Genomic DNA, 15,769 nt, shown 5'->3' on the forward strand with positions numbered 1-15,769 from the left:
AAACCAGTTTTAAAAAGACTTAAAGCAAAGGTTTAGTCTCAAAAATAGAGGAGAGTATTATCAGGGATGAGTTAATTCAGTTATTAGTTATTAGTGATGAACTTTAATTTTGTTAATAGGACTTACACAAAGAAACCCGATTTTTAGAATAAAAAGTTTTAAGAATAGACATCTACAAAATTAATTGATAATGGATAATTACCCCAATGAAAACCGAGAATTGGAAATTGAGAAGCAGTGCTTATTTATTTTTTTCTCCTTAACTGGAGTGTAAGCATTCAGCTGTCAGCTATCAGCTATCAGTTATAGAAATTCCTATACTGGTGAGGTAAAAAAATTTAGGTTTGAGGGAATAGAAAAGAAGAAAAAAAACTCTACTTCATAACTTTCGGAATTGCTATATTAATTCATTATCTCATTATCTTGGAAGAAGAAATTAGTCTTCAAGGAGAACTAAAAATTACTACTAAAATATGCTCCTTTAACCTGAGAAGGAATTATTCCTTATTTGCGCTCTTGCTGAGTGCTAATAGCTGAATGTTTACACTGGAGTTATTACACCAAAAGGAATTAATTATCCATTATCCATTAGTAATATTCGATCTTCTATTAATACTATTTCAGCCTCTTCTTCAAAAACTGATTGACGTACTTCTTCTGGAATAGCTAAATATAATTTTCGTTCAGGTTCGTAACGATTTAAAAGATGTTCATACAATACGAATTGACCAAGAGCTTGTTCTAAATCCTTAATTTCTGAAGCATTGCGAAAGCTTTTGACTTCAATAGCAATTTTTTCTAATCCTTTTTCTACAACAATTAGACGTTATGCACCTAGATAGACAAATAAATTTTTACTAAAAAAAGAGGGTATGTGCCTCCCCTTTTAAGGAGATGAAAAAAATAAATTTCATTATTTCAAGCCTCTGGGTGAGTGGCAGAGGTACTGATAACTGAAATTACCCCTTAACTAATTTAAGACGATAAGGCTCATAAGTGATTTTCTATCTGTCTTTTTGAATAGCAATCTTAACAGTATTATCATCATAATCACGAGGTGGCATTATGATAGTTATCCTGAGAAATTTTTAGTTATAATTAGGTAGCTATACTCCAAGAGCATAACTCAACAGACAAAACTGGAAATTAAGAAAGTTTAGTCGATCATATTAATAAATTATTTATTGGGAAATTTGAATTCTTAAAGGTCAAATTAATTCGTGTAAATAGAGTTTTGTCATGGATGAAAATTATTACCTTGTTTAAGATATTCTTGAAAGACTGGAGAAAGTTGAAACATTTTTTTATTTTGAGGAGTTGTTTGTAAAATATATCGTCTGGATAAAGATTGTAAACCATTAATCAAATCTGTGGATGATAAATACAAATGTTCTTTTAAAGTCTCTATGGAAAATTATTGGTTTTGTTGAGTCATTTCCACAATAATTTTTTGTTCGACATTCGATAATTTATCGAATAATGAATTAAATATATCTTTCAAATCTTCTGTTAAAATCAATTCGTCCTGCTCGACAAAACTCAAAACATCACCTTGAAATACATCTTTAATTAAATCGGCTATATTCTGTAAATATAAAGGATTTCCTTCATAGAGTTTGATTAAGGTAGACCAAGATTCTGGATTCTCTAAACCTTGATTTTTCAAAAGCTCTGTTTCGTATAAACCTGTTAACTCTAAAACTTTAATTGGATATAATTCCTCATTTAAAGATTTCATTTCTTGAGATTTCTCTTGACTGACTAAAATTAAACAGCTTTGATGTTCAATCTCAGTCATCATTTTCAAGAATGTTTTGTAATCTCTATATTCTGATTGATACTTCCCTGCAAATTGTTTTTCTGTAAAAATATTCTGAACGTCATCCAAGACAATTAAGCATTTTTTCTGGCGTAAAATATTAAAAAACTTTCTCCAGGTTTCTTCATTAAGATTGACACTATCATTTCCCAGAGAAAAATCTTTGAATATTTCAGTTAAAAGCAAATTTAACGGTTGGGGAAATTTTAAACTTTTCCACATCAGAACATCAAAAGATTTACTGTTTAGATCGACGAATCTTTTCACTAATGTTGTTTTACCAATTCCACTTAATCCTAAAACACTAATCAAACGAGCTTTTTGTAAAAATATCCAATCATAGATAATTTTCAGCTCTTCGTTTCTGCCATAAAACAAATTAATTTTAGGTGCTATTCCTAAATCTTCATAGCAGGATATAGAGTCAACTTTATTTTCAATATCTGGTTGTTGTTGTGGTTGCTCAGATATCGGCGAACAGAAATTAAAAATATGGTGATGATTTTTATGATTAAACAAATTAATAAACGATGAATTTATAAATAATCTTTCTATCGTTGAGCGAAAATTATTTTTATTAATATCTTCTCCTAACTGCTCCGATAAAATTTGCCATAATCTATAACCCACATCCCTAACTCGACTCTCACTACGATGACATTCTTCCCCAATTTGACTATAACTTTTTCCCTGCCATACTCCTTGAATAACTACCTGTTGAAGATCGTCTAAATGTTTACCAGTTCCCTCGAAAACTAACCGATCTGCTAATTGTAATACCTCTGCAATAGTCATAAACTCCAGATATAGTTAAGTTTCAGGTATTATAACTTAATTTCACACGGCAATTCACGACATTTTCAGACTTTAATATTAGTATTCGTCTATAAAACATAAGATTTAATAGGATATTTTACGTTAACTGTGCCTGGAGACAAAAGATTATACTGGAAGAAAAGTTAAGCCAAATTCATCTATCAAAATTGCTTTTATGTATAGCGTAAATAAATTCAATATTGTCAAGATATCTGTTTTAGTCGGGGTAATTCTTTCCTCTTCATCATGTGAAAGTATTGGAAATATGCAAAGTGAGAAGAAAGAGCAAGAGCTTTTGAAAAAAGTAGAATTGGCATCAGCAGTTTACTATTGTGAATATGAAAAACCTTATCCTAATAACGAGAATGACGAGGAATATCAAAGGAGACAAAATAAAATTGAGGCTGAACGCCAAAACTTAGAACTTACTGAAATTAGAGCCAAGCAAGGAGGTTTAACAGAGGAAAAAATTCAAGAAGCTAGAGATGCTGGGGAAGCTAAAGGTCGCAGAAAAGTTGCTGAAAATATCGCCAGTAGAAGCAGATTTTACCTATCTTGTGACTATTTTGGTAAAGACTAAGTTAGAACCAAAAATCTTAAATATTGTAGGTTGGGTTGAGGAATCGAAACCCAACATTTTTCTGAGTTTATTCTTACAGAAACCCCATATTTTGCTAATTTTTCTGAGGTTATTCTGATGGATAAATCTTACTCAAAGTTTCTTTTTAACAACGGATAATTCTTCATTCTTCAAAGATTTGTTTTCTCCTGGAACACTCAAAACCAAAAATCTGAAATTCCCTAGGTTAGGTTGAGGAACGCAAACCCCACATTAGGTTAGGTTGAGGAACCGAAACCTCACATTTTTAGAGTTTTTATTAGGTGACTCCTATGGATAGGTCTTGCTCAAACTTTGTTCAAAATAACCGATAATTCTTCATTCTTCAAAGATTTGTTTTCTCCTGGAACACTCAAAACCAAAAATCTGAAATTCTGTAGGTTGGGTTAAGGAACCGAAACCTCACATTTTTAGAGTTTTTATTAGGTGACTCCTATGGATAGGTCTTGCTCAAAACATTTTTAGAGTTTTTATTAGGTGACTCCTATGGATAGGTCTTGCTCAAACTTTGTTCAAAATAACCGATAATTCTTCATTCTTCAAAGATTTGTTTTCTCCTGGAACACTCAAAACCAAAAATCTGAAATTCTGTAGGTTGGGTTAAGGAACCGAAACCCCACATTTTTCTAATTTTTATTAGGTGACTCCTATGGATAAGTCTTGCTCAAACTTTGTTCAAAATAACCGATAATTCTTCATTCTTCAAAGATTTGTTTTCTCCTGGAACACTCAAAACCAAAAATCTGAAATTCCGTAGGTTAGGTTGAGGAACCGAAACCCCACATTTTTCTAATTTTTATTAGGTGACTCCTATGGATAAGTCTTACTCAAACTTTGTTCAAAACAACCGATAATTCTTCATTCTTCAAAGATTTGTTTTCTCCTGGAACACTCAAAACCAAAAATCTGAAATTCTGTAATTATCAATATATTTTCCCCTACTCCCTACTCCCTACTCCCTACTCCCTCTTTAATGATATAAATTAAAATTCCAAACAGAGATTCTAAGTTCCCAATAAAATGCTCACCCGCTTCAATTTCAACTTGATTTTCTATCAACCTTAAAAACTTCCAATTACTACCAGTTGTCACAATTCCATAAACACAAGAAATTTGATTGTTTTTTTGTTGGTTAAACAACTGAGCTGCTACCATTTCTGCTATACATTGAGACAATCCAGATTTAATATTATCGTTTTTTGCTTCAACAATTGTCACTACAGGAGCAGTCACTTCTAACTGTTTCGGAGAATAACTAATTATAAAATCACATCTTCCCGTTAATCCCTTGCTTTTATCCACATTAAACTCTGTTCCAGAAAACAAACTAATCTGGCGATTAAAGTATTTTCTAAGTTCCACAATAATTGGAGAAACAATCAATTCTGTTTGCGGAGCATTCCGTCAGGAAACGCGCTTTTTCTGTATCTATTTCTAATGCTAAAGGAATATTTTCAGCTAAAATTTCTTTCAGTAAATCACTAGGATTTACAGATTCTATCGACTTGAATAAATCTACTCGTTCCTGAACTATCAGATTAAATTCAGATTCTAATTGTGAGAGAGAAAATTCACTGTAAGACATGGCATGAAGCAATAAAAAATAAATTGGAAAAATCTCATAAATAAATTTATTCTACCCACTTAAACTTCTTATATTCGAGCAGATTTCAGATTTATAATTTTTCATAATCGCCTTTGTAATTTGACTTGAGATATTTTGATTGGCGATCGCTCTGAGAAAAAAATTTAAGCAAGAAGGAAGAAGGAAAAAGTTAGAAAAATCTCATCAAAAAATTTATTCTAGGAAATCTACAGTATTTGACAACTCAAGTAAGATTATTTTTTTACTACAAACTACTTTCAATTTCAGATTTCTAAATCGATTCTATTATTTTTGACCATTCCTAAAATATTCTATTTCAATCTGGAAAAGCAATTTTTTTACCCTATAACAAGTTATCTGTCAATAGCCATAATTACTTAAGCATTTCTACTCATCTAAAATTTATCGTTTTGAGGTTATTCACCTTGGCAAAAAATGTGAAGACTTAGGATGATATTAACGTAAATACTTGGTTTTAGCTTTTTCCAAACAGATTTTTTTACTTTTAAATACAACATTGGCACAATACCTTATGTACATATTATGATACAAATGCTTGAAATAACGCAAGTGCGTGAAATATTTTGTAATAATTTGGGGAAAATCGGAGCTTGTTTGATTAAAATAAACAATTTTAATGGCTGACGTGATAAGTTAAATATATAGTTTGTGCCTCTTATCTAATTTTTAATTTCAAACTACTTTTGGATGATTAGCGATCGCATTGGTGACAAAAAAGAGGAAATTTTGGTACTACCTCTAATACCAATTATCAAAAAATTTACTATATAGGGTTTCTCAGCCTAATGAGGTACACCTATCTTTATTTGTATTCTATTCCCCGTTCCCAGTTAAGTGTTCCCTATTGCCTAAAACCAAAGAATTTTGTACTTCACGCTTCTTGGGAATTGCTATATTTTGATTTTCTATTTCTAAATATTATTTGCTGGAATCAATCCTTGATATTCACTAACTTTAGTTCTTTTCATGGTTACTTTTCCTAGTCTCCAACTATAGGATTACTTTTTCAGATTTAGTCTTAGAGGTTAAATATTTTGGCTAGCGATCGCTCAATTTAACAAATACAGAACTTACCCACCCGAACCCAGAAACCCAGTTATCCAGATAGATGTCTATTGTTCAAACATAAGCTTCTTGTAGCAAGCAAGTTTATTTGGATAAGTCCTAAAGTAGAAAAGACATCTCCAACAAATAAATATTGCCTGAAATTCTTGTAGGGAAGTTCCATCGAACATCCCTACATTCTTACTTATATATATTGCCTATTTACAATTTTACCAATCATTTGCTTCCTGACTCACTGACGCATTCGCCTCAGTTGCTTGCCATAACTTCAAAAGTAACAACTCAATCCGATCGCTCAAGGTAGTAAGAAAAATTCCATTTTCTTGTTCTGGATCTACTGTAATCCAACTTCCTCCTAAACTAACTTCCACAAATTCATCATCAGCAACACAAAGGGCAATATCTTCTCCACCCTCCTTCTGTACAGCTACCTCTAGCATCGACAACTCAGGTAAACTTGCAGGTAGCAAAAAAGCTGCAGAACTTGGTTCAACTACAATTTTTTGACCAACTCGCATAGCCAACATTACCCGCAGTGCTACCAACTGTTCGGGAGATTGAGCTAAACGCTCCATATAAAAGCCAGATTCAGTATAAGTCAACTTTAGCATTCCCGGTGGTCTCTCCTTTTTTAATGTGAAGAGCTTCGGATGTTATTGAGTAATTAATCTATAACTCAAAACTCAAAACTCTTTGCAGTTATTGAAATTAGTTTTGTTTACAACATCTGGCATCTATAGCTAAGAAAGAATTTGGTTAGGACATAGACTGATGATAAATCTTAGACTAGGAAATGTTTTTTTCAACTGTTCCCTGTTCCCTGTTCCCTATTCCCTGCTATAGAAGAATTTCCTTGCCATTCTCTTCTCAAATAACGGCATCAAAATTTAGCTCTAGTTACTTCACTAGAACTAACGAAACTTATAAGCAACTTTTCAGGTCTTCTGCTGCAAAAAAAATAGGAACTTCTAAACCTCGTGTTGCCGTTCGCGCCAGAACTGTTCAGCAAATGCAATAGTCGGATGTATTGGTGTTTTCGGTTGATGTAATAATTTCATCCCTGCTTCAGTGGGAGTACGACTACCTTTAAAAGCATTGCACCTCTCGCAAGCTGTAACTACATTATCCCAACTATGTTTACCACCTTTCGAGCGAGGAATAACATGATCTAAGGTTAAACGTTTAGTAGTGCCACAATATTGACAACGATGATGATCTCGCTTTAATACTTCCCTTCGGTTGACCGGAGGAACTTTCCACACTCGTTCTTGGGAGGCCATCGTTAAGCGAATTTGTTCAGGCACATACAAAACCAAACTAGGAGAACGCACAGGCCAGCCACTTCCATTATCAAAATCTAGAGGTTCAGCTTTACCAGTCACCAACAGAGCGATCGCCCGCTTGATATTTACGCGGGTCATGGGTAGGTAATTCTGAGAAAATACTACTACAGATTGGTTTAATACTTGAGTCATACTGGTCACTGCTTTACCTGCTATACAATACCTATACAATTCCGGCATTCACTAGGTAAAACCTGGTAATGCCAGTCAAAGATGTTTGTTTCTTGCTTCAACCTGGGAGGCCGCCCTCTTCCAGTTCACAAGCGTAAATTCGGGTCATGCCTACCCTACGCTTATTGATTAACTTCCCCATACTGAGATAACACCAGCGCCGCATTCAAGTCCCGGTCTATTCTCATTCTACAGTGAGGACAATTCCCCGGTGCGGTCTTTTAGCTTTAATTCTTGATGAATATGACCGCAATTATGACAAGTTTTCGATGATGGAAACCACTGGTCAGTATGGACGTTGCATGCAACGTCCCTACAGCACTACTGTCCCACCAGAACCAACGATTTTGGTTGTTAATCGTTGTCTAAATTCATAAAACCCAAGCCTTGCTATTGATGCCGCTAATTTACCATTTTGCATCATGCCTTTAACATTTAAACTTTCGCGCGCAGACGTGCTTAACTTTACTAGCTAAATTTGTAGTAGTTTTCTCTATGAAATCCCTACGCAGGTTCTTCACACGACCATGGTACTTCGCGAGTTTTTTGTAATATTTAATCCCATTTTTTGAAGGTGGTTTACCTTGACCTCCTAGTTGTTTATTCCTATTGCGCCATTGAAATTTAGCTATTTTTAATTGCTCTAGTTTAATAGAGCCTGGGAGACTTACCAGAGCGTTTTCCCCCAATTCTAGGTTCCCTATACTTGCAAATTGTTTGACCCCAACATCTATACCAAAAGTTTCTTCACTACGCTCATCTAATAGGGAATGAGCTGGCAACAAAGACGTTTCAATACTAAAACTAACAAACCATTTTTCCGCTGTTCTACTAATAGTAAAAGTCTGACTTGCTGTGGTGTAAGGAATTGATTCCCATAATCGAAAAGTCCCTAATGTTGGTATTTTAATTTTTTTACCAGGGTTAATTTTAACTTTTCCATTACCGTCATAAACCGTAAAAGATTGTCGGTCTTTTTTCCTTTTTAATTTAGGATATTTACTGATGCCTTCTTTATACCGTTTAAATGCTTCACCTAGATGTTGAAAAGCACTTTGATAAATGCGAGATGAATAATTATTTATCCAAGCATATTCTGGTTGCTTTTTGACATAGTTAGTAAAAACTTTTTTTGCTTCTAAAATGCGTAATGAGTAACTCAAGCTAACTTTCTGACCACACTTGTTAACTTTGGTCATGCCAGAAGTTCCATTAACCATACTGAGGCCATAGTTGTAAACGAAACGAGCATAAGCAGCACATTGAGCCATTTTTGAGCGCTCTTGGTTACTGAGTTTTAATTCAAGTTTTTTGGCGTACAATCAAATCACCTCCAACCACATTGTCAACTATTTTTTTGTCAAGTAAAAAAAATCCCCATTTTGAGTGTCAGTTATTACCTGAAATTGCCACCAGATTGATACTAGCAATCAGCTCCTAATTTAAAATTTTAGATTTTGTATAGGGACTGGTTTCTCAATTGATTGTCCAAATTCAAAAATTCACTTTTATTTCTTTATTTCCCGATCCTATCTAAAACTAACAGCCCCTGCTTCTGTTTATTCGGAAGCGGGGGCTAGAAAAAAGATATTTATACCTTTTAGTCTGAGTTATGTACAGATATTTTCGGTCTGTACCTTCCCCTTCCTAATTGATTTGACCTGATATTTAGCCATTCAATCTGAAAAATGTGATGAATTTTTTCGATTAGTCCTAAGCCTCCATAATCAATGGCAAAATCTCTTCCATCACATAAGATTTTTCCCAAACTTAACCATGAAGTAGTCGCACAACACTTGAATAGGTTGCTGTTTGACCGATCGATGGCTTGGATAAATAAAAATTTCACAAGAAGGCTCTCAAAAAGTTGGTTTCAAATCTAACCTTTTTTATACTACACTAATATTACAGAGATGTCTACCTAAATTTTAAGGAGAAAAAAAATCATGTACACAATTCCCAAAACCTCAACTACTGATATGGAAGTTACCAGCATTCGTCTGGAAAAAGAGCTAAAGGATAGACTGAAAAAACTGGCCAATAATAAAGGCTATCAAGCTCTAATTCGAGATATCCTCTGGACTTATGTCCAGCAAAAGTCTGGCGATTATCAGCCACAGTTGTCCAATTCGGATATTCGAGCTAGTCTACCTGCAACAGCTCAACAAGAGGAACGATGTGTACTTACTGGCAAAGTGATACGACCAAGTGAAGGAATGTTATTAGGACTTACGAATAATGGTGATATGGTACCCCTCAGTATAGATAGTCTAGAAGATTAACTACAATTAACTGTTGGTGATGGGCAATGGGCAATCAAGAAGTGTAAAAGATGACGACGCCCAAATTTATTTATTTGCTTGTTTGCCCATCACCAGAATAAAAGTCAAAATGCAAAAGTCGAAAGTTGATTTTATCTTTCTATTGCTAACTTTAAAGTAGTGGGGTGTCAAGCTTAAAGTAAGGTCATATAAAAATGGCAAAATCAAGGTTAAATATTGGTTTTTCTGGAAAATCCTAAACCAACATTTAAGGCTTGACAAAGCATTAGGTTGGGTTAACTGGCAGTGCAACCCAATAAAAACTGATACGGGATTGTCAAAAATTGATTAACTAGAAATTGATCGGGATATAATAATATGTCCAATGTTCTACGAAGCTTTTGATGATAATTTGCTTCACCTACATTATTAAAATTGTCAAGGTTTTGACTTGCTTTTATGTTGGAAATATTGACTGAAAAATTGCCCTCGCCATAACTGTTCGACAAAAGAAACTTCAGCCATTTTTTGATTTTAGGAAAGACAGTATCTGAATTGGACTAGATATGATACTGTGGAGAAAAATATGATCTATTATATAGATTGAACTGTAACTAAAGGAAAACAAGACTATAACTTAGTTGTGTTTGACTTATAATTAATTAGGGTTTGCGCTCAAAAGTCTTTTTGTTGAGGTAGGGAGTAGGTCGGAGGGAGTAGGGAGTAGTTAAGAATTAGGAGGAGCAGGGAGTTGTAGAAGAGGTAGTCGTTCATCATAGCCACTTAAATTTTCTGCCTCGCGTTACTCCAAAATGCTTAATTTTTCAGCTTTATCAACACAAAAGCTGGTACTTTTTCTAGACCATTAGTTTCTCAAACCATTAGAATGTAAATGCTTGTATATTTAATCAGTAAGCCCTAATTAGTTTAAATCACGTAAGTATTGAAGTATTAGCAATTGGCTTTTCTTTAGTCATCCTGGGCAAATAGCTTTTACTGGAGGATACTGCAGCAAAAGCTTTTGAATTAATAGGGAAAATTAGCTAAGGAATGAGGATTTTATTATCTAGACAAGTTAAATTGCCTAAACTTCATATCATCTGACTTCTTTCAAAAAAATTCTGGACTTTATTTACAGCAGTTTTGGAGTTGATGAGGTACAAAGTTTTACGAGTTTAGGGAATAGGGAATAGGGAATAGAGATTAGTATTAAACTGTACCTCACTATCCTCAAAAGTTCTGTAATTCTTATTCATAAGTAGAGTAAGCTAAAAAAAAGACGTTGCATATTTAGCCATCAAACGCTTTAAGCTAGTTATTTCATTAATGGATAATGGATAATGGATAATTACCTCTGGTTAAAACTGTAACGGAATTGAATATAAGGAAATATCCTAGGAATTTTTTTCTCCTTGAAAGGGTTGGCTTTTAACCTGAATAATTAATAATTATTAATTATTGGGTAAGTGATTTTTTAGCTAATTTAAAATTTGATACATAGCGTACAAAATTTACCATGCTCTACTTAATATGCTTTGATAGTAACTTTTAATTATCGCTCAATCTTGCCATATTTATTCCTCCTTCAAAGGCAATAATTTATCATGTCTGAGAAGCTCATAGATGATAGCTGAATGCTTACTAAAAAACATCATTAATTTAGAATTTAATCTAAGTTGAAAAATTAAATTTTTGTTGGCTATAAATATAAAAATAATTACTGAAAGTGCTTTCTATTTTAGCTTTAATACCTAAGCCTATGCGTAGATTATGGCAAGTTGGACAAACTGTACTTGGCTTAATATTCCGCCATCCTCTTACGGGTACCAGTATAGTTCCTATTTTACCTGATGGCCGAATAGTTTTAGTTCGTCGCCGCGACAGTAATCAATACGCTCTACCAGGAGGTATGGTTGAATGGGGCGAAGATGTTTCGACTACCGCGAAAAGGGAGTTATTTGAAGAAACAGGGTTAGAATTAGTAAAAATTCGTCGATTGGTGGGAGTATATTCTGCACCCGATCGAGACCCAAGAGTACATTCTATTAATATTCTGGTGGAAGCTGATGTTCGGGGAAATATGGATGTTAAAGACACCTTAGAGATTAGTCATGTTCAAGCTTTTGAACCTACATCTTTACCAGAGGATCTTAGTTATGACTATGATCGACAATTAAAGGATTATTTGAGTGGTTTGACAATTTTAGCTTAAATATTTCTCTAATTAATTAATTCTATTCTCGTAACCATTCAACCATCAGCTTTAGCTTAAATATTTCTCTAATTAATTAATTCTATTCTCGTAACCATTCAACTATCAGCTTTAGCTTAAATATTTCTCTAATTAATTACAGCAGTTTCGGAGTTGGTGAGGTACAAAACTTTAGAACTTTAGGCAACAGTTCCAGAAGGCAACAGGCAACAGAGAATTAATAAACTGTACCTCACTATCCGGGCAAAGTGCTGTAATTCTATTTTCGTAACCATTCAACCATCAGCTATTAGCGCTCAAAGTACCCTCCTTTAACCTGAGAAAAAATTATTCATTATTTGCTGAAGCGCTGACTGCTAAGAGTTGAATGGTTACCTATTCTCTTACCTGATAACAAAGTTGTTTGCAGATATTTATTAATTAAATAAAAAAATTTATATTCTACCATTTATCAGTCATTTATGTTTAGTTTGACAACTACTTTATACTGAACGTCTTTCACCAATACCTAATACCAAATGTTTGCTATAAATAGTTAGCCTATTTCTAGGAGTTAGGATTCAGAATAAATAGCTTAAATGTCATTTATTTAGAGTAGAGTTTCTGTTTTTAGTCAAAGAGACATTTCATGTAAAGTCTTTCAATTATCCTTTTTATTCATTACATTATTTTTTCATGCATGGTATAATACTAAGCATTATAAATGTTTGCTACAAATAGTTAGGCTTTTTTTAGGAATCAGGTAGGGTAGCCATCAGATTGCCTACGTACAGGAGTCAGAATGAATAGCTTAAATACCATTTATTACCATTTATCTTCTCTGTTTACTCAAAGGAACATTTCATGTAAAGTATTTTAATTCCTCTTATTATGCGTAACATTCTTTTTTCAAATTGATATTAATTTTGAGTTTTGAGTGTCAGATGTGCGTCTTACATTCTGTTCGCGGAGCGTTTCCGCAGGAAATGGAAATCTCAGAATTACGCACTCGCTTTTAACTTCCGTGAAATGGTATGAGATATCTGTGAAATTTTCCAATTGAATATTTATGCACTTTGTATGGCTTAATTCTCGTGTCAATTTGTCTAGTGGGCTATTATTTTGGCGTGAAATTGGTACTGGTTCAAATTATATAATTTTTCTACATGGAACTTGGTATGACAGTAGTCAGTGGTTATCAATTATGGAGGAATTGAGTCTAAATTATCATTGTTTTGCACCAGATTTACCTGGATTTAGTGAGTCGCAATTTTCTTCTACTCATTACTCAATTAGTGAAATGGTAGAATCTTTGGCTGAATATATAGCTGCTTTAAACTTAGAGAAGGTATATTTAGTTGGTCACTCTCTCGGAGGTTGGATAGCTGCCAGTTATGCTCTTAAATATTCAGATAAATTATTGGGTTTAATTTTATTATCTCCTGAAGGAATTGATATTCCTGATGTAAAACTACGTTGGCAATTGTTTCGTTGGTTAGCTCCGAGACCTTCTTTTTTGTGTTTGATTTTGCGATTAATATATCCTTTTGCTAGGCTACTAGGTATTCATGGTAAGGTCAAGCAACTACTACAAATAAGACAAAAATTTCTGCTTAATTCAACAGGAAATAAAATTTTATTCCAGCGAAGGTGGGCAGAAATAAAAGCTGAATTATTAGCAGAAAATTTAGCTTTTTTAAAAGTAGTAACGTTGATTTTACAAGGTTATAAAGATACAGATATTGCTCTATCTATGAGTAAATACTATACTGATTTATTGCCGATGGCTAAACTTAATTTAATTAATTCTGGTCAGGATAATTTACCTGAACAAATGCCAGATATAGTAGTACAAAAAATTCTGGATTTTTTGAGCAACGAATATAATTTATCATAGTTGTTTAAATAGGTAGGTGTTTAAAATTATAGAGTGTTTGTCAACAACGTATTAAGGTTTGGGGGAATGGGATGAATTTAATTTTATGGCTAAGAAGAAAAGTTCTTACTCTAGGAAAACTAGATATATTTTAGTCAATATTTCCCGACTATTTTGTGGTTCCAATAGTTGTGTCTTCTTGTCTTCCTCCTACTTGCGAATCTCTAACTATTCCCTTTTTGAGATTTACTGATAGATAGGAATGGGATGAATTTAATTTTATGACTAAGAAGAAAAGTTCTTACTCTAGGAAAACTAGATATATTTTAGTCAATATTTCCCGACTATTTTCTGGTTGTCATGGGATAATTTTTTATTTGGAAGTCCCTAAGTTGTCAATCTTTCCCACCTAAGAAAAATAGACCAGATATTCAACTTCTCCTCCATTCCCTATGCTCTCTTTCCACCCCCCTTATTTCTCACTTATTAAAATTAATTAATGCTGCTACTAATTTATGAAGATGGATTGTTTCGTGGGTAGCCATTAATGAAATGCGAATGCGACTGGTATTAACAGTGGGGGGGCGAATAGCAGGAGCAAATATTCCTGTTTTTTTTAACTTTTCTCCTACTATTAATGCTTCAGTTGCATTCTTTAAAGGAAAACAAATAATTGGTGATTCATAATTCGAGATTTTTTTCCCTCTGCAAAAAAGCTGATTTTCTGTTTCTAATAAATTTCTTAGAGTCTCCACATTTTGCCATAGTTTAACACGACGTTCTGGCTCTTTTTTAATAATGTTTACGGCTGTTAAAGCAGCAGCAGTATCCCCAGGAGTTAAACCTGTTGTATATATCCAACTCGGCGCTCTATTTCTGAGAAATTCTATTAATTTTTTTGAGCCAGCAACATAGCCACCTAAACTTCCTAATGCTTTGCTCAAAGTACCAATTTGAATTAATTCTTTTCCTGTGCAATTAAAATATTCAACACAACCTCCTCCATTAATTCCAAATACTCCTGTTGCATGAGCTTCATCTACTAAGAGCATACTATTATATTTTGCTGCTAAATCTAATAAGAATGGCAATTTACATAAATCGCCATCCATACTAAAAACACTATCTGTAATTATTAAACTGCGACGATAATTTTCTCGTTCTTGTTCTAGTTTATTTTCCAAATCTTCAATATTGTTATGATTATATTCGACAATTTTTGCACCACTAAGAATAGCTCCATTTTTGAGGCTAGAATGATTATATTTGTCTGAGAAAATCAAGTCACGTTGACTGACTACTGAAGATATTACACCTATATTTGCTAAATATCCTGAACTAAATACTAATGCTGCTTCTGTTTGTTTTAATTTAGATATTTCTTGTTCTAATTCCTGATGTATTTCTCGATGACCTGTTAATAAACGGGAGCCTGTACTACCCGTACCAAATTCTTTTGTAGCTTCGATAGCTGCTGCAATTAAACGCTTATCTCCTGCTAATCCTAAATAATCATTACTGGCAAAATTTATTAGTTTTTTTCCTTCTAATTTAATTATTGCACCGGGAATACTTTCAATAGTTTTGACCGAACGATACCAGTTTGCTTTATGTATTGTTGATAGGGATGACTCTATCCAACTATAGGGATTACTTTGCATTTTTTCTGATTTATTTTAATGATATTGAATCGTTATTTATATATTATTTTTCAGCAAAAATATGATTTTTATCAGACTATAGTGTTTCTGATTGTTGTTAGGTACACAAGTTTTATATTTATTGAACAATATATATAAATTCCCACAACTATGAAGTACATTCAATAATTAATAATTATTAATTAAATATCTTGGTTCAAAGCCTCCCCCATTTCATAAATTTTGAGAGAAGTCCGCCTCCATTAACTGATAATTGATAGGGACGATCGTATAGTGTTCCACACCCCTACTGCTAGTATACAGGTAATACTTCTTTGATG

Annotated in this window: 15 protein-coding genes; 5 read left to right on the forward strand and 10 right to left on the reverse strand. The window is 33.3% G+C overall.

Features of this window, described 5'->3' with window-relative positions; all coding sequences use genetic code 11:
• Positions 1 to 574: 574 nt before the first annotated feature.
• The 3 genes from F6K22_RS10410 to F6K22_RS10420 all read right to left on the reverse strand — a co-directional run bounded on the left by F6K22_RS10410 (position 575) and on the right by F6K22_RS10420 (position 2,614).
• Positions 575 to 820, reverse strand: coding sequence for an element excision factor XisH family protein (locus F6K22_RS10410; protein ID WP_293096803.1), 246 nt, complete (start codon positions 818 to 820; stop codon positions 575 to 577).
• Between the two features lie 417 nt (positions 821 to 1,237).
• Positions 1,238 to 1,387 carry a hypothetical protein gene (locus tag F6K22_RS10415; RefSeq protein WP_293096780.1) on the reverse strand — a complete coding sequence of 50 codons (150 nt, stop codon included), beginning with the start codon at positions 1,385 to 1,387 and terminating at the stop codon, positions 1,238 to 1,240.
• 27 nt (positions 1,388 to 1,414) lie between these two features.
• Entirely contained in the window at positions 1,415 to 2,614 is a 1,200-nt protein-coding gene (locus F6K22_RS10420; protein WP_293096782.1) for a helix-turn-helix domain-containing protein, read from the reverse strand.
• A 196-nt stretch (positions 2,615 to 2,810) separates the two neighbouring features.
• Between F6K22_RS10420 and F6K22_RS10425 the strand changes: the two genes are divergently transcribed.
• Entirely contained in the window at positions 2,811 to 3,215 is a 405-nt protein-coding gene (locus F6K22_RS10425; protein ID WP_293096785.1) for a hypothetical protein, read from the forward strand.
• 984 nt (positions 3,216 to 4,199) lie between these two features.
• Here F6K22_RS10425 and F6K22_RS10430 read toward each other — a convergent pair.
• From F6K22_RS10430 to F6K22_RS10440, 4 genes are all read right to left on the reverse strand, one after another.
• Entirely contained in the window at positions 4,200 to 4,637 is a 438-nt protein-coding gene (locus tag F6K22_RS10430; RefSeq protein WP_363273271.1) for a hypothetical protein, read from the reverse strand.
• Positions 4,606 to 4,839 (reverse strand): hypothetical protein, encoded by a 234-nt coding sequence (locus F6K22_RS41905; protein ID WP_363273273.1) that lies wholly within the window; start codon positions 4,837 to 4,839, stop codon positions 4,606 to 4,608. Before F6K22_RS41905 ends, F6K22_RS10430 begins: the two co-directional genes overlap by 32 nt.
• 1,316 nt (positions 4,840 to 6,155) lie before the next feature.
• Positions 6,156 to 6,557, reverse strand: a complete 402-nt coding sequence (locus F6K22_RS10435; RefSeq protein ID WP_293096787.1) for an alr0857 family protein — start codon at positions 6,555 to 6,557, stop codon at positions 6,156 to 6,158.
• Positions 6,558 to 6,914: 357 nt separating this feature from the next.
• A complete protein-coding gene (locus F6K22_RS10440) occupies positions 6,915 to 7,430 on the reverse strand; it encodes an HNH endonuclease (RefSeq protein ID WP_293096805.1) in 516 nt (171 codons plus the stop codon).
• Positions 7,431 to 7,654: 224 nt separating this feature from the next.
• On the opposite strand from F6K22_RS10440, the gene F6K22_RS10445 reads away from it, so the two are divergent.
• The gene (locus F6K22_RS10445) at positions 7,655 to 7,837 is read left to right on the forward strand and encodes a hypothetical protein (protein ID WP_293096789.1); all 183 of its coding nucleotides are present in this window, start codon (positions 7,655 to 7,657) and stop codon (positions 7,835 to 7,837) included.
• A gap of 51 nt (positions 7,838 to 7,888) precedes the next feature.
• Here the strand turns inward: F6K22_RS10445 and F6K22_RS10450 are convergent, their stop codons facing one another.
• The gene (locus tag F6K22_RS10450) at positions 7,889 to 8,782 is read right to left on the reverse strand and encodes an RNA-guided endonuclease InsQ/TnpB family protein (RefSeq protein WP_293096792.1); all 894 of its coding nucleotides are present in this window, start codon (positions 8,780 to 8,782) and stop codon (positions 7,889 to 7,891) included.
• Positions 8,783 to 9,060: 278 nt separating this feature from the next.
• Positions 9,061 to 9,309 (reverse strand): hypothetical protein, encoded by a 249-nt coding sequence (locus tag F6K22_RS10455; protein WP_293096794.1) that lies wholly within the window; start codon positions 9,307 to 9,309, stop codon positions 9,061 to 9,063.
• A gap of 97 nt (positions 9,310 to 9,406) precedes the next feature.
• Here F6K22_RS10455 and F6K22_RS10460 point away from each other — a divergent pair, with 97 nt between their 5' ends.
• The 3 genes from F6K22_RS10460 (at position 9,407) to F6K22_RS10470 (ending at position 13,809) form a co-directional block, all read left to right on the forward strand.
• Positions 9,407 to 9,742, forward strand: coding sequence for a ribbon-helix-helix domain-containing protein (locus F6K22_RS10460; protein ID WP_293096796.1), 336 nt, complete (start codon positions 9,407 to 9,409; stop codon positions 9,740 to 9,742).
• A gap of 1,738 nt (positions 9,743 to 11,480) precedes the next feature.
• Positions 11,481 to 11,933, forward strand: a complete 453-nt coding sequence (locus F6K22_RS10465) for an NUDIX domain-containing protein (protein ID WP_293096807.1) — start codon at positions 11,481 to 11,483, stop codon at positions 11,931 to 11,933.
• Between the two features lie 1,048 nt (positions 11,934 to 12,981).
• Positions 12,982 to 13,809: an alpha/beta fold hydrolase gene (locus F6K22_RS10470; protein WP_293096799.1), complete on the forward strand. Its 828-nt coding sequence runs from the start codon at positions 12,982 to 12,984 to the stop codon at positions 13,807 to 13,809.
• 458 nt (positions 13,810 to 14,267) lie between these two features.
• Here the strand turns inward: F6K22_RS10470 and bioF are convergent, their stop codons facing one another.
• The gene (bioF, locus tag F6K22_RS10475) at positions 14,268 to 15,449 is read right to left on the reverse strand and encodes an 8-amino-7-oxononanoate synthase (RefSeq protein WP_293096801.1); all 1,182 of its coding nucleotides are present in this window, start codon (positions 15,447 to 15,449) and stop codon (positions 14,268 to 14,270) included.
• Positions 15,450 to 15,769: the final 320 nt, after the last annotated feature.

This window comes from Okeania sp. SIO2F4, from assembly GCF_010672385.1.
GTDB lineage: Bacteria > Cyanobacteriota > Cyanobacteriia > Cyanobacteriales > Microcoleaceae > Trichodesmium.

Bases quoted from the DNA above. Each gene is read 5' to 3' on its own strand.
- F6K22_RS10460 (WP_293096796.1), top strand. From the start codon at position 9,407: ATGTACACAATTCCCAAAACCTCAACTACTGATATGGAAGTTACCAGC.
- F6K22_RS10470 (WP_293096799.1), top strand. From the start codon at position 12,982: ATGCACTTTGTATGGCTTAATTCTCGTGTCAATTTGTCTAGTGGGCTA.
- F6K22_RS10425 (WP_293096785.1), top strand. From the start codon at position 2,811: ATGTATAGCGTAAATAAATTCAATATTGTCAAGATATCTGTTTTAGTC.
- F6K22_RS10435 (WP_293096787.1), bottom strand. From the start codon at position 6,557: ATGCTAAAGTTGACTTATACTGAATCTGGCTTTTATATGGAGCGTTTA.
- F6K22_RS10420 (WP_293096782.1), bottom strand. From the start codon at position 2,614: ATGACTATTGCAGAGGTATTACAATTAGCAGATCGGTTAGTTTTCGAG.
- F6K22_RS10465 (WP_293096807.1), top strand. From the start codon at position 11,481: ATGCGTAGATTATGGCAAGTTGGACAAACTGTACTTGGCTTAATATTC.
- bioF (WP_293096801.1), bottom strand. From the start codon at position 15,449: ATGCAAAGTAATCCCTATAGTTGGATAGAGTCATCCCTATCAACAATA.
- F6K22_RS41905 (WP_363273273.1), bottom strand. From the start codon at position 4,839: ATGTCTTACAGTGAATTTTCTCTCTCACAATTAGAATCTGAATTTAAT.